Consider the following 16421-nt stretch of genomic DNA (forward strand, 5'->3'; position numbering starts at 1 on the left):
CTTATTCTCCACTAAGAAATTTACCCATTTGTGATAGAGGTTCACCAAGTTTTGTCACGGCTTCTGACAATTCTTTGGTATCTTCTTTTGTCAAATCTGTATAGAGTTTGTAGTGTTCTTTGTCAGTCATGTGTTTGTCCAACAAATCATTAACAGACTTGAAATCTGCTTCCAATTCTTTAACTAGGTTAGCGTCTGATTTTTCAAGCAAAGGTTTAAAGAGTTGGAAAATCTTCTCAGCACCTTCGATATTAGCACGGAAGTCATACAAGTCTGTATGAGAATAAATTTCCTCTTCACCTGTAATCTTACTTGTTGCAACTTCGTTAAGCAAGTCGACTGCCCCAGTCAACATAACCTTGTAGTCCACATCTACAGTTGCAATCTTGGCTTTCAATTCCTTGATATCATTGACCAACTGATCGCCATAACTTTCAGTTCCTTTAGTTGTATTGTCTTCCCAAAGGATGCGTTCGATACGGTGGAAACCTGACCAACCTTCTTCTGTCTTGTTTTCGTCCATATAGTCTGCCAAACGGAAGTCAATCTTGACATCTGACTCACCAAAACTTTCAGCAATTGGTTCTGAACGCTCATAAGACATACGAATCAGTGGATAAACCTTTTTTGCTTCTTCTAACTTACCTTCTTTCAAAAGTTTGACAAAGCCTTCTGTATCTGTCAACAGTTTATCAATTTACTCTTGCACAAAAGTCTTATAGTCAGCTGTGGCCTTATCAAGCATTTTCTGCTTGTCTTCAGACAAGGCTGTTACCTTAGACGAATCACTTGTATTGCTTGGCTTAGATTGATTATTAGCACAAGCTGTCAATAGCAAGGCTGAAGATAAAAGGACAAAACCTAGTTTTTTCATTGTTTACTCCTATCAGTTTAGGAAATCTGAATTAATTTTATGTTTTATTATATCATGTTTTCACTCATTTTTCAATAAATTTTCAGATAATTTAATGTTTGAAACATTGAAATTCACTTACAAGATATAGACATTTATATATAATATTGATAAAATGTAAACTAAATAAATCTCTTATGAAGGAAAAGCTTGATTTTTATGAAAAAATTCATATCCCTAACTACTCTCTGCCTTGCCAGCTTGCTTTTAACGGCTTGCCAACATCAGAGTGAAAATACTTCTGCAACAAGTTCTGAAGCGATTGCCTCAAGTACTAGTTCCACTTCTTCCACATCGGAAGAAAAGAAAACTGACTACACCCTGTACAATCCTATCCTTAAAGAATATGCCAAAGTATTAGATGGTTCGTCAACTTCACATACAAAGGTCAATTCAAAAGCAAACTTAAAAAATACTTATCCTAAAGAATATTCTGGATTACAGTATAGCTTGTATGATTTAGACCAAGACGGTACGGACGAACTTTTGATTGCCCTAAAAATGGATTCTAACTATTACGATTTATTAGACATTCGAACTCTTAAAAATGACGAAGTTATTCGACTGACCAATGCAGAAAACAATCTGGACTTTATTGGAGAGCGAGTACATTTTAATCCTTTAGAAAATGGCTATTTCCAATTATCTACCCGTGTATCTACTAATCAAATCCAAGTTAAACTATACAAGTTAAATCAGGATGGAACACGGTTAGAGTTAATTAGCGAATCAGATACAGAAGAGGGACTGGGGACAAAACCACCTTCCCTTGACATAAGATCTTTCTCTTGGAAGTCTGTCACAAGTCTCATAAGTGAAGAATCTTCCCTTCCGTCAGAAAGCAAAGGGATGGATATTTCTGCAATTCAAAATGGGGATTTTTCTAGTGTCGCAGGAACTTGGAAAAATCGTACAGGTATTGAATTCACTTTTGACAAAAATGGGTTAGTAAGTGATCAGTCCAAAATTTCAATTGAACATGCTAAAGAAATTGACCACTACCTTAAGGCAAATATACTTCCTAAAGATGGAGGTGCTGGTGGCTCTGCCCTTGCCTTTTTACCAGCTGGAACACCTTTAACCATGTCTGTCACCTCTTCTCCAGATAATGGCTATACTGACCCATCTGATACAACACAAGACCGCTTATGGTTTGGACACCAACTTATCAATGGTAGTACTGAGGGATTTTTCTATAAAGTAGAATAGTGTTAGTAAACCCTTAAACGAGCTCATAAAATATCTAGCAACTTTTCATAAACACATATAGGATAAATATTCTTATGCTCTTAGAATATCTATCCTATATTTTTATTCCATCTACATCCCTATCGATACTTGATGAATTCACTCTGAAAAAGATTAGACTTTTAACATCAAAATTGATAAAATAAAAAGGAAAATAAGATAAAAGGAAACTATAAATCACCATGATGAACATGCAAAAATTGAACATACTGTTTTTAATTTTTGTAAACATCAAAAAGGTTGGTTTAAAAGGATTTTAAGCCCTTAAGATTTTTTATCCAACACTACTATTCACGCATCCAAGACAAAATCTTGGCAAAAAATACAGTAGCAAAGAGTACACCAAACTACCGCCCATAATGAGTGGTAGTTTTCTTTTTGTCTAAAATAGAGATAAAAAGATAGGTGGTAGCCTTATGCGTTACGGTTATGTTCGAGTATCTACAAGAGAACAAAATATTGATAGGCAATTTTCAGCCTTAGTAGAAAATAAATTATCAAAAGAGAATATTTTTATTGATTACGTTTCAGGAAAAGATTTTGACAGAATAGAATATCAAAAATTATTAACTACCTTGAAAGAGAATGATGAATTGGTTATTAAATCAATTGATAGATTGGGAAGAAACTATGATGAAATTTTAGAACAATGGCAAGCAATTACTAAGAAAAAGAAAGTAAATATAACTGTTTTAGATTTCCCCTTATTAAACACAAAGAATAGCAATGATAATATCACAGGAAAACTAATCTCCGATATCGTTTTACAAGTTCTGTCTTATGTGGCACAGTTTGAAAGAGAACAAATCAAACAAAGACAAATGGAAGGAATACGAGAGGCAAAGAAAAAAGGGAAGAAATTCGGTAGACCAAAATTGATTGTCCCAAATAATCTCCCTAATGTGATAGCTCAATATAAGAAAAAAGAAATAACCTTACGAGAAGGTGCAGACATCTTAGGAGTATCAAAAAGCACCTTTCATAATTGGATAAAAAATTCATAGTTCTTGTCAAAAAACCTAGGATTTTTTGGACAGGAAATACACTCTATTTTAGAGCCGTTTTCGTTAGAAAAAAGGTTCTAAAATCCAGCATTTTGACCGATTATTATTACACTACCATTCTATCAAGTTTGTCCAAAAAAGTCTAGGTTTTAGGACAGAGACCATTTATTTAATAATTTTTGTTTTAGGAGTTCTTTGATAATGAAAAAATAATTTTATTAACTACTTATCTTCATGCACAATAATTTAATTTTTACAAATACAAATAGTAACTAACGGAGAATTTTATATGAATCGCAAAATAGTTTTAATTTCACTACTTCTTTCAGGATGCATTCTGACTGCATGTACTCATACTAAGTCTCAAAGTAATCAAGAAGAAAAACAAATAGAACAAGTATCTTCAAAAAGCAAAAGTACTGAATTTGCTGAATACTTATCAAAAAATGAAACCATTATCTATGATTTAGAAAATTCTAAATCAACCTCAAAAGAAACTAGAATCCAATTTTTATTAGTTGCAAAAAATGACACAATTACAGCATATGATTTACGTGGAAGTAAAAATAGTAAATATTTAACATTAGGCGACGTTAGTAAATTATCTGACAAGGAAGTTATTGAGAAAGCGAAAGAACTTCATAAGCAAAATATAAAAACTTATTATGACAACCTCGTCAATTATTATAAGGAAGATTTAGAACTTACACAAAAGGAACTAGATGAATATAAAGCAAAACTAGACAAATATCCTGAAGGGGCAGTTGGAATAGCAAATGGTTCAGCTGAGGAACATGAGCAACGAATTGAACGACATAAAAAAACTATACAGGCATTAGAAAATTCCAATGAACTTACAGAATTCTCCAAACCTAGTACTGGTTCATATTCTATAAACTTAAAAACAGATGGCAGCGGAAATCAGACTGCTTATGAATCTTTGAAATATACTGGAACAATATTTGATAAGAAAAATAAGAAAATTGATTTTTCAAATCCACTAAAAAATTACTTCCCTACAACTGAAGACAATGGTTTTGGTGTTTCTCTATTTTATGCTACGGATATCTACGATTCGACTTTCAATATTGGAGTAAACAAAGACCATGAAAATACAATTGCAATTCGAACCAATAAAAATACACTATACACGCTTGATAATCCTAAAACAAACTTAAAGAATATTACCGTTGATAAAAAATAATAAATTAGATATACTGCTCGTCTTTAAAAAATGCCCTAAACAAATAAAAAGACAAGTAATAATATTTTAAAACAAGCATTAGGAGGGTGAATTTAGTATGGGGATAATTAAAAAATATAGTCCTGAAATTTCATTATTTTTATCAGTTTGTATTGCATTATTCATACCTTTTATATCTTCTAAAACATCTTTACCTCTTGGTATCATTAACAATGATATTCCTTCGAACATGGTGCAACAAATCATAGTTATGATTAAAGCAGAATACGTTTTTGCATATTTTGCATTTATCATCTCTATATTAGTTTTAAGATTCTTTCCACTAAAATTAGATATTAGACCATTTATTTTAGCCGGATTAATCTTTGTAGTCAGACAATTTTTGACAGGAATGCAAAATGAAACAAGTATTGGATTACATATAGAAAGTAAGGCTGGTCCAGCTTATTACTTATTAGTTTTAGGAATTTTGAGCTATGTGATAACTAGCATTAAAAATTCCAAAAATAAACTCTTTTATATATTACCCATTGTTTTACTCATTGAACCGACTTTTGATTTAATTACTTCATCAATTAGCCTAGGAATTTACTCATTAGCTGAATTATTAAAACTAATAATCCCCCCTCTTATTATTATTATTTATATTATATCTGCGGGGTCGAGAGCTGAGGAAATAGAGGCAGATTTAATAACCAAAGAACATGGAAAAGAGAAGCACTATAAAAGAATAAAATAAACATATGTGAATGTATAAACAACGCTCTATATCAGATTTTCAATTTCTCAACCACAATTATATTGTTATATTTTTTCCCAACTATTATAACTCTTGAAAAATATGGAGAAAAATATGAATTTTACAAATTATTTATATCGTATGATAGGCTTACGTCTAAAAAACAAAATCAAAGTTTCATATACCACACAAGCTCAATTCACACGGAAAGTCAAAGACAAATATCAAACTGAAGGTTCAGATCTTCCAATAAACGAACCAACATTATCAAACATTTTAAAAGGTAAACCTGTAAACAGTAAATTTCTTATGTCTCAAGAAAAAATTGATATTTTTGCAAAAATGTTCAATGTAACACATGAGGAAGTTATATTTGAATCAGAAAATGAAATTTTAAATTTTTTAAAATTTTCCCTTTTATTGATTTTATTCAATAACTCTGATTCCAATCCCTTTATAGATACTTCTACTGATGATATTTTCTTTGGAAATGCGACCTATAAAAATATTTTTAAAGATTCGTTCATAAAGGAAGAAATTCTTATAAATGTTTCAAACAAGCTACTTATCAATATCATTTCATCATCAAAAACAGATACAGATTTGGATACTTATATAGGTGCTTTTAACTATCATTGTGATGATTATATGGAATTCTTTATTGATTTCAAAAGGCTAATCTTTAATCATACACTACATACAAATTTTTTATTTGAATATATTTTGAATAGTGAAGAGAATTATCAAGTATTTATTAGTTCCTTCAATAATTTTATAGATATAAATTCAGATAAACTTCTTGAATTCTATAAAGAAAAAATCAAAAAAGAGATTCTTAAAGAGTCAAAAGGTAACAATGATAGTATATTCGCTAGACTAAATAATAATTTTTTTATTGAAGTATTTTCATCTGAACAATTTTTAAATTTATTAGATAGAAGCTTAAATATTGATAATTTCATATTATTTATAAGTAAAGCTAAACAAACCGTAAATGAATTTGATACATCTTCATCTATCTGTATGTACTATGATAAGGACAAATTAGACAAAGATATAGAATACCTAAAGAAATTTTATAATGATAACCAAAATAAAAAAATTAAAAATCTAACCGAATTAAATCTAAATATACTAGATTTCATAGATTTAACAAATTTTTTGGAAAATCAACTTATTTAGAAAGATAATAACACACATTAACATATAAGTATCAATTCGTGGCAGTCGCATAAGCGACTGCTTTTATGTTCCTCTCATTATAGTTTTGAAACGATAATTATAGTTTCAAAACTAGTAATGACTTCTATCCTATTGTGATTTAAAATAAGACTATAAGCGCTTATTAAAAAATAAAGAAAGGAATCAGCAAATCCTAGGTATGCTGATTATAAAAAAATAATTATGTTTAAAATGAAAGCTAAAACTGGCTATTCTAACCAACTATTTCAAGAAATTTTCGATAACGAAAAAACTGCAATTGTATTATCCCCTGAAGCGAATATTCGCATGAAATACGTTGATAATAGCCCAACAAACGAAATTGACTCATATCGTTATTGGTTCGTTATTAAAGGACAACAGCCTTTTGAGGTTAAATTCTCATCCCAACAAACTATCGAACAATTTGACGAGATTGAATTTCAAGGTGCAGAGGCCTGCAATGTCAGAGGTAACATCTATTTCCGAGCGAGCTCTGTAACCGTATTAAACAAAGGAGGTAAGTAATCAATGGTATTTCCATTTATGCAATCAGAAAATAAACGGGAGTTTGTAGTAAACGCCGACTATCTTGTCCAGTCTGTGGAGCTAGGGTTGAGGAACAGCTCTATCTCTTCAACTACAAATTCCTTCCAATTCATATATGGTGACAATTATCTAGACTTTGTCCCAAGGTTTCCTTGTGCGTACATTTTGGATAACAATCTATACCAACAGATTTTTCAAATTTTATCTACAAGTGCCTACCCTATGTTGACATTTCTTAAACAGCCATCGGCCTATATTGTCAAACGTGATGGTGATGGTGTAAGCATTAACACTAGTCGTGCTTTTAGGTTTCCATTCTTTAGAGGAATACCTGAAAGATTGACGTATCAAAAGCTATCTGATGTCAGCGTTCAAAACGAAAGTTTTGAACTCATGAAAAATTATCGAATTGATTTCAATCGCATCGTTCATTGCTTGATTGCTGGTTCTTCTGGTTCTGGAAAGAGCTACGCTTTGACCTATCTAATCTCTGTTATTAATCAATTTGCTCATGTAACAGTCGTGGACCCCAAGTGCGATTCTATCTCTCGCTACTGCTTAAAACAGAACATACCTGTTCTTTATCAAGAGAAAGACTTCTCATCTGATGAATTTGTTTCCAAGGTAAACAGCTTGCTAAAAGTGGAACTAGATACTATCTATCAAAGACAATCGGAGCTTCTTGAAAATCCTTCTAAAAAATTTCAACATCGTTGTCTGGTGATTGATGAATTGCTTGCTTTAACCTCTTTGACTTCTAAAAATGTTAAAGATACCTTTTTTGCACTATTATCCAATATTGCACTACTTGGACGAGCAACATCTGTCCACCTAATCCTAGTGAGCCAGCGGATGGACACAAACGCTTTACCGATTGCCGTTAGAGAGCAGTGTAATTTCTTGATACAACTTGGGTTAATCAACAGAAAAACGACAACGTTTTTATTCCCAGACTTGGATTCAGAGACAGGAATTGTCATTCCTAACGGAAAAGGAACTGGTATTGTTCAAGTTATTGACGGTATAACACCACCTAATGTTATGCCATTGCTTATACCAACATTTAAAGGAGAAAATATATGAAAAACATTAACAATAGAATTATAATAAATAGCACTGTCATTACCGATAAACTCTACTACTTACTGCCTTTAGAGTTACTCTTAAGCTTTCTGTGGAGTTTATCTCTAGCAGGTATATGGTTTGTTAGCCAAGTTAGAACCATTATCTCTTGGGACGTTTGGAGCCAAATTTTAGATAATTTTCAAATAGCACAATCTATACTACTTAAAGCAATTACTATCGTTCTTATCATCTATCTTTTAGCGCATATCCTTCTTTGCATCGTATGGATAAAAGAAGATAAGTTTTTCAACTTTTTCCGAACAGTAAATCGATTAAGGATAGTACGAAAACAAATGCTAAAGAGAGGCAGTGAAATCGATAGTGAGGTTGTAAAAGAGTACAAAACTATTGTTCAATCTATCAGATGTACTATAACTCATGAATATATCCTAGTTATTATACCATGGGCAGAAAACTCAGATATTGATACAATTTTACAAAAAAAATTACCTTTTTTGTACGACTATCTTACAAGAGTCTATCGTGAAATATATACATTCTCTCCCAAAGATAGTACTTCACTTAATCATATAATACAAGGGACGAGAAAGCATAATTGATTTGTATACCAGCGGAGCTTGCCGTAAGGCAAGAGCTCCGAGCTGGTTTTATGTTCCAATTTGGTCAGGACAGAACTATACTACTTCTGGGCTTGTTATTGAAGTAGTATAATGTTGTTCCATTGTTCCAAGAAGAAAGGAGTTTTTAATGGTAAAAGCACGCAATGTCATGTTTGTTCAACAGATTGAGTATTTCCAATCTTCAAATTTACAAGATATCATCGAGTATATGACAAACATTCTAAAACCGCTTCGTTTTGCGGGAATATTGCATGATAAGGATATTGGGCAAGATGGAAACCTTGTCGCACCACATATACACCTTGTTTTACAATTTGAAAGTGCTAGAAGTTTAAACAATCTTGCTAAGTTGACTAAACAACCAATACAGTGTTTTGAGCAGTGGAGGGGTTCAGTTAACAATGCTTATTCATATCTCGTTCATCACACGGAGTCTAATCAAGATAAATACCAATATTCTCCCAAAGAAGTTATTGCGAATTTTGACTATTTACTCCTATTAGACACTATCGAAAGAAATGTAACCAAACGATATGAAATAAATGACACTATGATTATAGATAATCTACTGGATCTACTTTATACTGGTAATATTACAAAATCAGAAATTGAACAACGACTTACTGGTTCACAATATGCCAAAGCAAGGCAAAAAATAGAAACCGTCTATTTAAAACGACTAGAAACACAAGCCGAACTATGGCGACAAGAAATGATTGACAAGAATGAAATTGTTACGATTATTTGGCTTTTTGGAAAAGCGGGAACAGGGAAGACTCGTCTAGCACGTCAATACGCAGAACAGTATGACCTTAACTATTTTATTACGGGCTCAATCCGTGACCCTTTTCAACAATACAATTTAGAACACGTGATTATCTTAGACGAATTACGCCCCCATCAATTTGACTACTCAGACTTACTCAAAATGTTTGACCCTTACAATGTTAAAGCGATGGCAAGTAGTCGTTATTTTGACAAACCTCTTTTAGCTAACGTATACATCATTACAAGCCCATACTCCCCATATAATTTTTTCTTAGAATTAACAAAGAAGAAACAAACAAGCCACATTGATTCTTGGGGCCAGCTAATGAGAAGATTATCCTTAGTAGTCGAAGTCAAAAAAGAGCATCTGCAATTTTACAAGTACGAACCAATGGACCAGATGTTTTATATAGACCATGGCAATAAATTACCAAACCCCTTTAAAAATCAGACTGATAGAGAAGAAACTATTCAAGACAAATCGTACCAGTTATTTTTAGAATTGAATAAGAAAAAGGAAAGGAATGAATAAATGCAAGAAATTCAAACAGTTACCTACATAGATATCGCAAATCAAGGATATCCAGAAGGCACAGCTAGACGTGTTATACGAGAGGGTAAAAAATTACTTGTCGAAAGAGGTTTTCAACTTTATAAAAACAAAAGGATTGGAAGAATACCAAAGACTATTGCCGAAGAAATTCTTGGATTTAAAATCATCTCAAAAAATGATATAATAGATACTGTACTCTTCGCTACTGACATAGAAAGAGGAAAATAATATGTCAGTTATCAAAGGATACAAGGGAAAATGGAAAGTAGATATTACCGATGGCATAGACCCATTGACTGGTGAAATCAAACGTCATAGAAAGTCAGGATTTACCACTCGTAAAGAAGCTGTTCAATATGAAGCAGATTATCGATTAAACAAACTTCACCAAGTTCATATTAAAGATAAAATATCTGTTTCTAACCTTTACTCTTTAGTTCAACAAGAAGATGAACTCCGTGGGAATAAACGTGGTACCATTGATACACAGATATCCTATTATAACCAATATGTCTCTAAGTTTTTTGAGCATGCAGATATGTCTGCCATTACTATCCATGAAGTAAAAAAATTTAGAGATTGGTTGGTCAAACAACCAAGTGTCAAAGGAGGAACACTATCAAGCACGACCGTTAATCAGCTAATGATTTTTCTACATAAAATGTTTGATGTTGCTGTCGCTAATCGTCTTAGACAAGATAATCCATGCAATGGACTAAGAAAACTGCCTGATAAACACAAGGAGATGTCTTATTTCACTCCTGAAGAATTCAAGCTATTTGATTCTCTGTTCACAGAAGATGAATATATGTTTCAGCTATTTTATCGAGTGCTGATGTTTACAGGCGTTCGTGTTGGCGAAGCATTGGCCTTAACTTGGAAACAGATTAATTTATCAGAGGGTTATATCGATATTAAGTATTCTGCTTACTTTCGTAATAACAAGGTCCATATCGGAACGGTAAAAACTACTCAATCCAATCGTCGAATTTATATTCATAAAGCATTCGTTCAAGAACTAACGGAATGGAAAGAAAAACAAGCTCACCTATTAGTAGAGTTTACAGACAATACAGAAGACTTACAAATCTTTCAAGACAGTCCTTTACAACTAACCGCTCCAATGGTTTCTAATCAAAAGATTAAATTGAAAAAAAGAATGCCTGCATCATTAAAAATGATTCGTAATCACGATTTCCGACACTCACATGCAGCATTTCTAGTTTCAAAAGGACTCAGAAATGGTGAAGGAAAAGATTATATATTTTTTACACTTATGAAACGACTTGGACACAGTAGTATTAATACAACAATCAACATCTACTCTCACCTATTCCCAACTCAACAAAAAGAAGTCGCCAATGCTTTTGACAACTTTTAGGGCAAAAAATGGCAAAAAAATTTATTAAAAAGGCTCAAGGCCTTGAAACGAAAGGAATCTTAAAAATCTTATGATGAACATGCAAAACATGATGCGCCAAGCACAAAAACTTCAAAAACAAATGGAACAAAGCCAAGCTGAACTTGCTGCTATGCAATTTGTTGGCAAATCTGCTCAAGACCTTGTTCAAGCGACCTTGACTGGAGATAAGAAAGTTATCAGCATTGACTTTAATCCAGCTGTTGTAGACTCAGAAGACCTTGAAACTCTTTCTGATATGACCGTTCAAGCCATCAACTCTGCTCTTGAACAAATCGATGAAACTACCAAGAAAAAACTAGGTGCTTTCGCTGGAAAATTGCCATTCTAAGCATAAGAAAAAGGCTCCATAATATTTGTAGAGGATAAGTCCCCCTACAAATATTATGGAGCCTATTTTGGTGTCTTCAAAAAGTCTGAAAACATCAAAATAATTCATCTATTTAATATGAAAAGATCTACTAGATTCTTTAGAAATGAACTTCCAGCAGTCTTTTCACTTTTTATTAATAAGTTCCTTCTTCACCTTGACTAGTCAAGATAACAGGTCCATCTTTTGTAATGACAAATTGGTGTTCATATTGACAAGATAGACCACCGTCAATGGTCTTATGCGCCCAACCAGTTTTCATATCTGTATCAATTTCCCAGTCACCTGTATTGATCATTGGTTCAATAGTCAAGACCATTCCTTCACGAAGACGGAGTCCTCGACCTGCAATACCATAGTTAGGAACCATTGGTTCTTCGTGCATGGTTGGGCCAACACCATGACCAACCAAATCACGCACTACACCGTATCCACGACTTTCAGCGTATTCTTGAATCGCTGCTCCAATATCACCGATACGGTTTCCAACAACAGCCTGCTCAATCCCCTTGTACATGGCTTCTTTAGTTACATCCATCAAGTTTTTCACTTCTTCGGACGGTGTACCGACAGCATAAGCCCAACAAGAGTCTGCTAGACCACCAGAATAGCTCTGAGTGTATTTCTTCATTTGATCCACATTGTTGAAGTTTAATTTTGAGACATTCAGGTCAGATTTAGCAATTGGGCCTCCCAAAACCATATCAACCTTGAGCAAATCACCATCTTTCAAAATATAGTGACGAGGGAAAGCGTGAGCTACTTCATCGTTTAAAGAGCAGCAGGTAGCATAAGGATAGTCCATCATAGCACCGTCAACTCCAATCTGAAGCGGAAGGAAATTTTCTTCCTTACATCGACGGCGAACATATTCTTCAACCTCCCACATATCTACGCCAGGCTTAATCAAATCACGCAAGCCGATATGAATACTTGCTAGAAAATCACCGGCCTTATCCATAGCTTCGATTTCACGAGCTGATTTTAATGTTATCATTTTTTCTCCTAGTTTCTAATTAATTTTAACGGTTACATTTGCTTTTGAAACAATCTGATGACCATGATAAATATCGTAATCAATAATAGCTGACCGTCTAGTATGGTGGATAATGCGTGCTTGAATGCGCAGTATATCATCTATCTGAACAGCCTGCAAAAAGTAGATCAGCATTTGTTCGATGATGAGATTGCGACCACTATTCACAACTAAATCTTGGGTCATGTGAGTCAGTATCTCCGCCAATACACCATTAGCCAAAACACCGTTCTTCTCTAGCATAAAGGGTTCCACGGTAATCACTACTTCATCATGGTGATAAGAAAGTTTTTGACCAATCTGCTCAGAAAAAGTAGGTAGAGCAGAAACTTGGGAACGACTCATCTTCGCCATGACATCTCGTCTGGTTACAACCCCAAGCAAGGTTTGATTATTTCGAACAACCGGTACCATTTCAAAGTCTTCTGCAATCATCCGTTGACTCACATTGGCAATATTTGTCGATAATCCAACTAAAAATAGACTACGAGACATGACCTTGTCAATTGTGGTGCTTGGTGACTTATCACCAGCGTCTCTCATGGTAACAACCCCAACAACAACCTGATGTTGATTGATAACTGGGAAACGACTGCTACGATTCTTACGTACTAAGTCCAAATAATCTTTAACAGTGTCAGTCTCTCTCAGAAAACCATACTCATGACTCGGACGGTAAAGTTTCTCAACTGTCAAAATATCTGTTTTGATTTGAACATTTGACAAGGCTTTATTGATCATGGTCGCAACAGTGAAAGTGTCATGTTTGCTTCTTAAAACAGGAATTCCTTTTTGATTGGCCAGTTTAAGCACATCATCATGAACCTGAAATCCACCTGTAACCAAGACTGCATTTTCATTTTCCAAGGCTAGCAACTGAATACGCGTTCGGTCTCCGACAATCAAGAGCCCCCCATCGTGAAGGTAAGACAAGATATTTTGTTCAGTCATGGCACCAATTGAAAACTTACTAAATTCTCTCTCTAAACCTTCTTGCCCAGCCAGAACCTCAGAAGAAGTCACTTCTGCAATTTCAGCAAAAGTTAATCTTTCAATCGCAACTTTCTGTGATTTGACGCGGATTGTTCCACTTCTAGGACGGGTCTCCACAATTCCACGGTTTTCAGCTTCTTTAATGGCCCGATAAGCCGTTCCATCACTGACTCCTAGATGGTTGGAAATGCTTCGAACACTGACTCTTTTACCAACAGGTAATTCTTCCAAATAACTTAGAATTTCTTGGTGTTTACTCATTAATTTCTCCCTTTACAAAGCGAAACTCAAGATAATCTCGCATTTTCCTTGTATAGCGATCACTTCCTTTAAACTGACGGAACAAACGAAATCCAGACTTAAATGCAACTCTTTGACTAGCTTCGTTTTCAAGGTGGGTAATAATGGATAATTGTTTTAAACCAAGTTCCTCAAAAGAAAGCTGACAAAGTTTTTTAACAACTTCTGTCATGAAACCTTTAGACCATGAATCTCTTCTTAAAAAATAACCAAGTTCTGCTTCTTTTTTTATTTCATCTAGCTTTTCAAACTTAATTGAACCAATCATTTTTTCAGTTTTCTTGTCACAAATAGCCCATACACCTAAAGGAGACTTCATAAAATAATTGGCCAGTGCATATTGACTCTCTTCCAAACTAGCTTGACTTGGAAAAATGAATTGTAAATTTTCTGGATTTGAAGCTATCTCATGGAAGTCTTGACTATCACTAAAAAAGAAAGGACGCAAATACAAGCGATCCGTTTCAAAAAAAGAAAACATTGCTAATTTGGTCCAAATATTCATAAACACCCCTACGGTTTATTCTTCAACAAGTGTAATATCTGCTCCTAGATTACGTAATTTTTCAATAATATCTGAATAACCACGTAAGATGAACTCAATATTTGTAATTTCAGTTTTGCCTTCAGCCATTAAACCAGCAATGACAAGTGCGGCCCCAGCTCTAAGGTCAGTAGCTTTTACATTTGCACCTCGCAAACCACGTCCACCAGTATATAAAATATGGTCGTTTGTAGTCGTAATATCTGCGTCCATCTTTGCTAGTTCAAAAACATGGTTTACTCGTTTTTCATAAATGGTATCAATAATGGTACCACGCCCCTCTGCTGTTAACAAGAGTGGAGTAATTGGTTGTTGCAAGTCAGTAGCAAAACCAGGATAAGGTGCTGTCTTAATATTGATTGCTTTCAAATTAGACTGTTCTTCGACAAAAATACTGTCTTCAGATACAGTCATTCTCACACCCATCTCTTCCAACTTAGCGATGAATCCTTCTAAGTGTTCGTATAATACATTGTTGATACGAATTCCCTTACCGACTGCAGCAGCTAAGGAAATATATGTTCCTGCTTCAATACGGTCTGGAATCACCTGATGGCGAGTTCCGTGTAATCTTTCAACACCATCAATAGTGATAATATTAGTTCCTGCCCCACGGATATGGGCACCCATATTATTCAAGAGAGTGGCAACATCAATAATCTCAGGCTCACGGGCTGCATTTTCAATAATAGTACGCCCATTTGCTTTAACCGCAGCAATCATCGTATTAATCGTCGCACCGACACTAACCGTATCCATGTAAATACTTGCACCATGAAGTCCCACATCTTTAGCAGATAACTTCATGTTATCTCCCTCGTAGCTAACAGTAGCTCCCATTGCTTCAAAAGCCTTTAGGTGTAAGTCTATAGGACGTGGTCCCAAATCACATCCACCAGGCAAACCAACTGTAGCTTCCCCAAAGCGACCTAAAAGACTTCCATAAAAATAATAAGATGCACGAAGACTGTTGATTTTCCCATAAGGCATTGGAATATTTTGAACACCTCGTGGATCAATCTCTAACACATCGTCATAACGCTTAACGGTAGCACCCATTAACTCCATGATTTCGACAAGACTAGCAACATCGGAAATATCTGGAACACAATCCAAAGTCACCACATCATCAGCCAAAATAATAGCTGGAATTAAGGCCACAACGCTATTTTTAGCACCGCTAATAGTGATTTCACCTTGCAAGGGTAATCCACCATTGATAACAATTTTTCTCATTCTAAATTTTTTATGCTCTTTCAAAATTTCTAAAAAGGTCCTACATTAAAGTATATCATAAATTCACCCTTTTTTCCATCATTTTCAATTATATTAGCTGAATCGTATTTATTGGTAAATGAGATGTCTTGAAATGTTTTACGCCTTTTTGCCCCATGGACAAAAAAAGCCCATCATAGAGGCTAGAAATGAACTGCACCCCAAAAGTTAGACAGAAAAAACTAACTTTTGGGGTGTTTTTATTATGAAATTAACTTATGATGATAAAGTTCAAATCTATGAACTTAGAAAACAAGGATATAGCTTAGAGAAGCTTTCAAATAAATTTGGGATAAACAATTCTAATATTAGGTACATGATTAAATTGATTGAACGTTACGGAATAGAGTTTGTCAAAAAAGGAAAAAATCGCTACTATTCTCCTAATTTAAAACAAGAAATGATTCATAAAGTCTTACATGAAGGCTGGACTAAAGATAGAGTTTCTCTTGAATACGGCCTCCCAAGTCGTACGATACTTCTTAATTGGCTAGCACAATACAGGAAAAACGGGTATACTATTGTTGAGAAAACAAGAGGGAGAGTACCTAAAATGGGACGTAAGCCAAAAAAGAGACCTGAAGAGAGGACAGAATTAG

General features: G+C 34.1%; 17 protein-coding genes and 1 pseudogene. 13 read left to right on the forward strand and 5 right to left on the reverse strand.

Annotation, left to right across the window (positions count from 1 at the left end):
* Window position 1 precedes the first annotated feature (1 nt).
* Window positions 2-874, reverse strand: a pseudogene (gene efeO / locus B7692_RS00445) (iron uptake system protein EfeO).
* A 198-nt stretch (window positions 875-1072) separates the two neighbouring features.
* Here efeO and B7692_RS00450 point away from each other — a divergent pair.
* From B7692_RS00450 to B7692_RS00505, 12 genes are all read left to right on the forward strand, one after another.
* On the forward strand, window positions 1073-2122 hold the full coding sequence (locus B7692_RS00450) for a DUF6287 domain-containing protein (protein ID WP_084929591.1): 1050 nt from the start codon (window positions 1073-1075) through the stop codon (window positions 2120-2122).
* A 455-nt stretch (window positions 2123-2577) separates the two neighbouring features.
* Window positions 2578-3165 (forward strand): recombinase family protein, encoded by a 588-nt coding sequence (locus tag B7692_RS00455; protein ID WP_084929592.1) that lies wholly within the window; start codon window positions 2578-2580, stop codon window positions 3163-3165.
* A 289-nt stretch (window positions 3166-3454) separates the two neighbouring features.
* Window positions 3455-4369, forward strand: coding sequence for a hypothetical protein (locus B7692_RS00460; RefSeq protein ID WP_084929593.1), 915 nt, complete (start codon window positions 3455-3457; stop codon window positions 4367-4369).
* A 97-nt stretch (window positions 4370-4466) separates the two neighbouring features.
* Window positions 4467-5108: a hypothetical protein gene (locus tag B7692_RS00465; protein WP_084929594.1), complete on the forward strand. Its 642-nt coding sequence runs from the start codon at window positions 4467-4469 to the stop codon at window positions 5106-5108.
* Window positions 5109-5222: 114 nt separating this feature from the next.
* Window positions 5223-6290, forward strand: a complete 1068-nt coding sequence (locus B7692_RS00470) for a hypothetical protein (protein ID WP_084929595.1) — start codon at window positions 5223-5225, stop codon at window positions 6288-6290.
* Between the two features lie 222 nt (window positions 6291-6512).
* The gene (locus tag B7692_RS00475; RefSeq protein ID WP_084929596.1) at window positions 6513-6836 is read left to right on the forward strand and encodes a hypothetical protein; all 324 of its coding nucleotides are present in this window, start codon (window positions 6513-6515) and stop codon (window positions 6834-6836) included.
* Window positions 6837-6839: 3 nt separating this feature from the next.
* A complete protein-coding gene (locus tag B7692_RS00480; RefSeq protein WP_084929597.1) occupies window positions 6840-7940 on the forward strand; it encodes a cell division protein FtsK in 1101 nt (366 codons plus the stop codon).
* A complete protein-coding gene (locus tag B7692_RS00485; RefSeq protein ID WP_084929598.1) occupies window positions 7937-8542 on the forward strand; it encodes a hypothetical protein in 606 nt (201 codons plus the stop codon). Before B7692_RS00480 ends, B7692_RS00485 begins: the two co-directional genes overlap by 4 nt.
* 148 nt (window positions 8543-8690) lie before the next feature.
* Complete coding sequence (locus B7692_RS00490) at window positions 8691-9863, forward strand: Rep family protein (RefSeq protein WP_084929599.1); 1173 nt, start codon at window positions 8691-8693, stop codon at window positions 9861-9863.
* Window positions 9864-10112, forward strand: coding sequence for a DUF3173 family protein (locus tag B7692_RS00495; protein ID WP_001156231.1), 249 nt, complete (start codon window positions 9864-9866; stop codon window positions 10110-10112).
* 1 nt (window position 10113) lies between these two features.
* A complete protein-coding gene (locus B7692_RS00500; RefSeq protein ID WP_084929600.1) occupies window positions 10114-11265 on the forward strand; it encodes a site-specific integrase in 1152 nt (383 codons plus the stop codon).
* 70 nt (window positions 11266-11335) lie between these two features.
* Window positions 11336-11635, forward strand: a complete 300-nt coding sequence (locus B7692_RS00505) for a YbaB/EbfC family nucleoid-associated protein (protein ID WP_084929601.1) — start codon at window positions 11336-11338, stop codon at window positions 11633-11635.
* Window positions 11636-11810: 175 nt separating this feature from the next.
* On the opposite strand, the gene B7692_RS00510 is transcribed toward B7692_RS00505, so the two are convergent.
* Genes B7692_RS00510 through B7692_RS00525 form a run of 4 tightly spaced genes read right to left on the reverse strand, consistent with a single transcriptional unit; the run spans window position 11811 to window position 15783 of the window.
* The gene (locus B7692_RS00510) at window positions 11811-12671 is read right to left on the reverse strand and encodes a methionyl aminopeptidase (RefSeq protein ID WP_000631537.1); all 861 of its coding nucleotides are present in this window, start codon (window positions 12669-12671) and stop codon (window positions 11811-11813) included.
* A 15-nt stretch (window positions 12672-12686) separates the two neighbouring features.
* Window positions 12687-13964 carry a CBS-HotDog domain-containing transcription factor SpxR gene (gene spxR / locus B7692_RS00515; RefSeq protein ID WP_050242919.1) on the reverse strand — a complete coding sequence of 426 codons (1278 nt, stop codon included), beginning with the start codon at window positions 13962-13964 and terminating at the stop codon, window positions 12687-12689.
* On the reverse strand, window positions 13957-14508 hold the full coding sequence (locus B7692_RS00520; RefSeq protein WP_084929602.1) for a GNAT family N-acetyltransferase: 552 nt from the start codon (window positions 14506-14508) through the stop codon (window positions 13957-13959). Before B7692_RS00520 ends, spxR begins: the two co-directional genes overlap by 8 nt.
* Before the next feature lie 15 nt (window positions 14509-14523).
* A complete protein-coding gene (locus B7692_RS00525) occupies window positions 14524-15783 on the reverse strand; it encodes a UDP-N-acetylglucosamine 1-carboxyvinyltransferase (RefSeq protein WP_045611736.1) in 1260 nt (419 codons plus the stop codon).
* Between the two features lie 244 nt (window positions 15784-16027).
* On the opposite strand from B7692_RS00525, the gene B7692_RS00530 reads away from it, so the two are divergent.
* On the forward strand, window positions 16028-16421 hold a 394-nt coding region (locus B7692_RS00530; protein WP_142360005.1), incomplete at its 3' end, for a transposase.

Origin of the sequence: Streptococcus mitis (assembly GCF_002096925.1) — a bacterium.
Taxonomy (GTDB): Bacteria; Bacillota; Bacilli; order Lactobacillales; family Streptococcaceae; genus Streptococcus; species Streptococcus mitis_AF.

Coding starts and splice junctions, on each gene's coding strand:
- B7692_RS00450 (WP_084929591.1), top strand. CDS start 1,073: ATGAAAAAATTCATATCCCTAACTACTCTCTGCCTTGCCAGCTTGCTT.
- B7692_RS00455 (WP_084929592.1), top strand. CDS start 2,578: ATGCGTTACGGTTATGTTCGAGTATCTACAAGAGAACAAAATATTGAT.
- B7692_RS00460 (WP_084929593.1), top strand. CDS start 3,455: ATGAATCGCAAAATAGTTTTAATTTCACTACTTCTTTCAGGATGCATT.
- B7692_RS00465 (WP_084929594.1), top strand. CDS start 4,467: ATGGGGATAATTAAAAAATATAGTCCTGAAATTTCATTATTTTTATCA.
- B7692_RS00470 (WP_084929595.1), top strand. CDS start 5,223: ATGAATTTTACAAATTATTTATATCGTATGATAGGCTTACGTCTAAAA.
- B7692_RS00475 (WP_084929596.1), top strand. CDS start 6,513: ATGTTTAAAATGAAAGCTAAAACTGGCTATTCTAACCAACTATTTCAA.
- B7692_RS00480 (WP_084929597.1), top strand. CDS start 6,840: ATGGTATTTCCATTTATGCAATCAGAAAATAAACGGGAGTTTGTAGTA.
- B7692_RS00485 (WP_084929598.1), top strand. CDS start 7,937: ATGAAAAACATTAACAATAGAATTATAATAAATAGCACTGTCATTACC.
- B7692_RS00490 (WP_084929599.1), top strand. CDS start 8,691: ATGGTAAAAGCACGCAATGTCATGTTTGTTCAACAGATTGAGTATTTC.
- B7692_RS00495 (WP_001156231.1), top strand. CDS start 9,864: ATGCAAGAAATTCAAACAGTTACCTACATAGATATCGCAAATCAAGGA.
- B7692_RS00500 (WP_084929600.1), top strand. CDS start 10,114: ATGTCAGTTATCAAAGGATACAAGGGAAAATGGAAAGTAGATATTACC.
- B7692_RS00505 (WP_084929601.1), top strand. CDS start 11,336: ATGATGAACATGCAAAACATGATGCGCCAAGCACAAAAACTTCAAAAA.
- B7692_RS00510 (WP_000631537.1), bottom strand. CDS start 12,671: ATGATAACATTAAAATCAGCTCGTGAAATCGAAGCTATGGATAAGGCC.
- spxR (WP_050242919.1), bottom strand. CDS start 13,964: ATGAGTAAACACCAAGAAATTCTAAGTTATTTGGAAGAATTACCTGTT.
- B7692_RS00520 (WP_084929602.1), bottom strand. CDS start 14,508: ATGAATATTTGGACCAAATTAGCAATGTTTTCTTTTTTTGAAACGGAT.
- B7692_RS00525 (WP_045611736.1), bottom strand. CDS start 15,783: ATGAGAAAAATTGTTATCAATGGTGGATTACCCTTGCAAGGTGAAATC.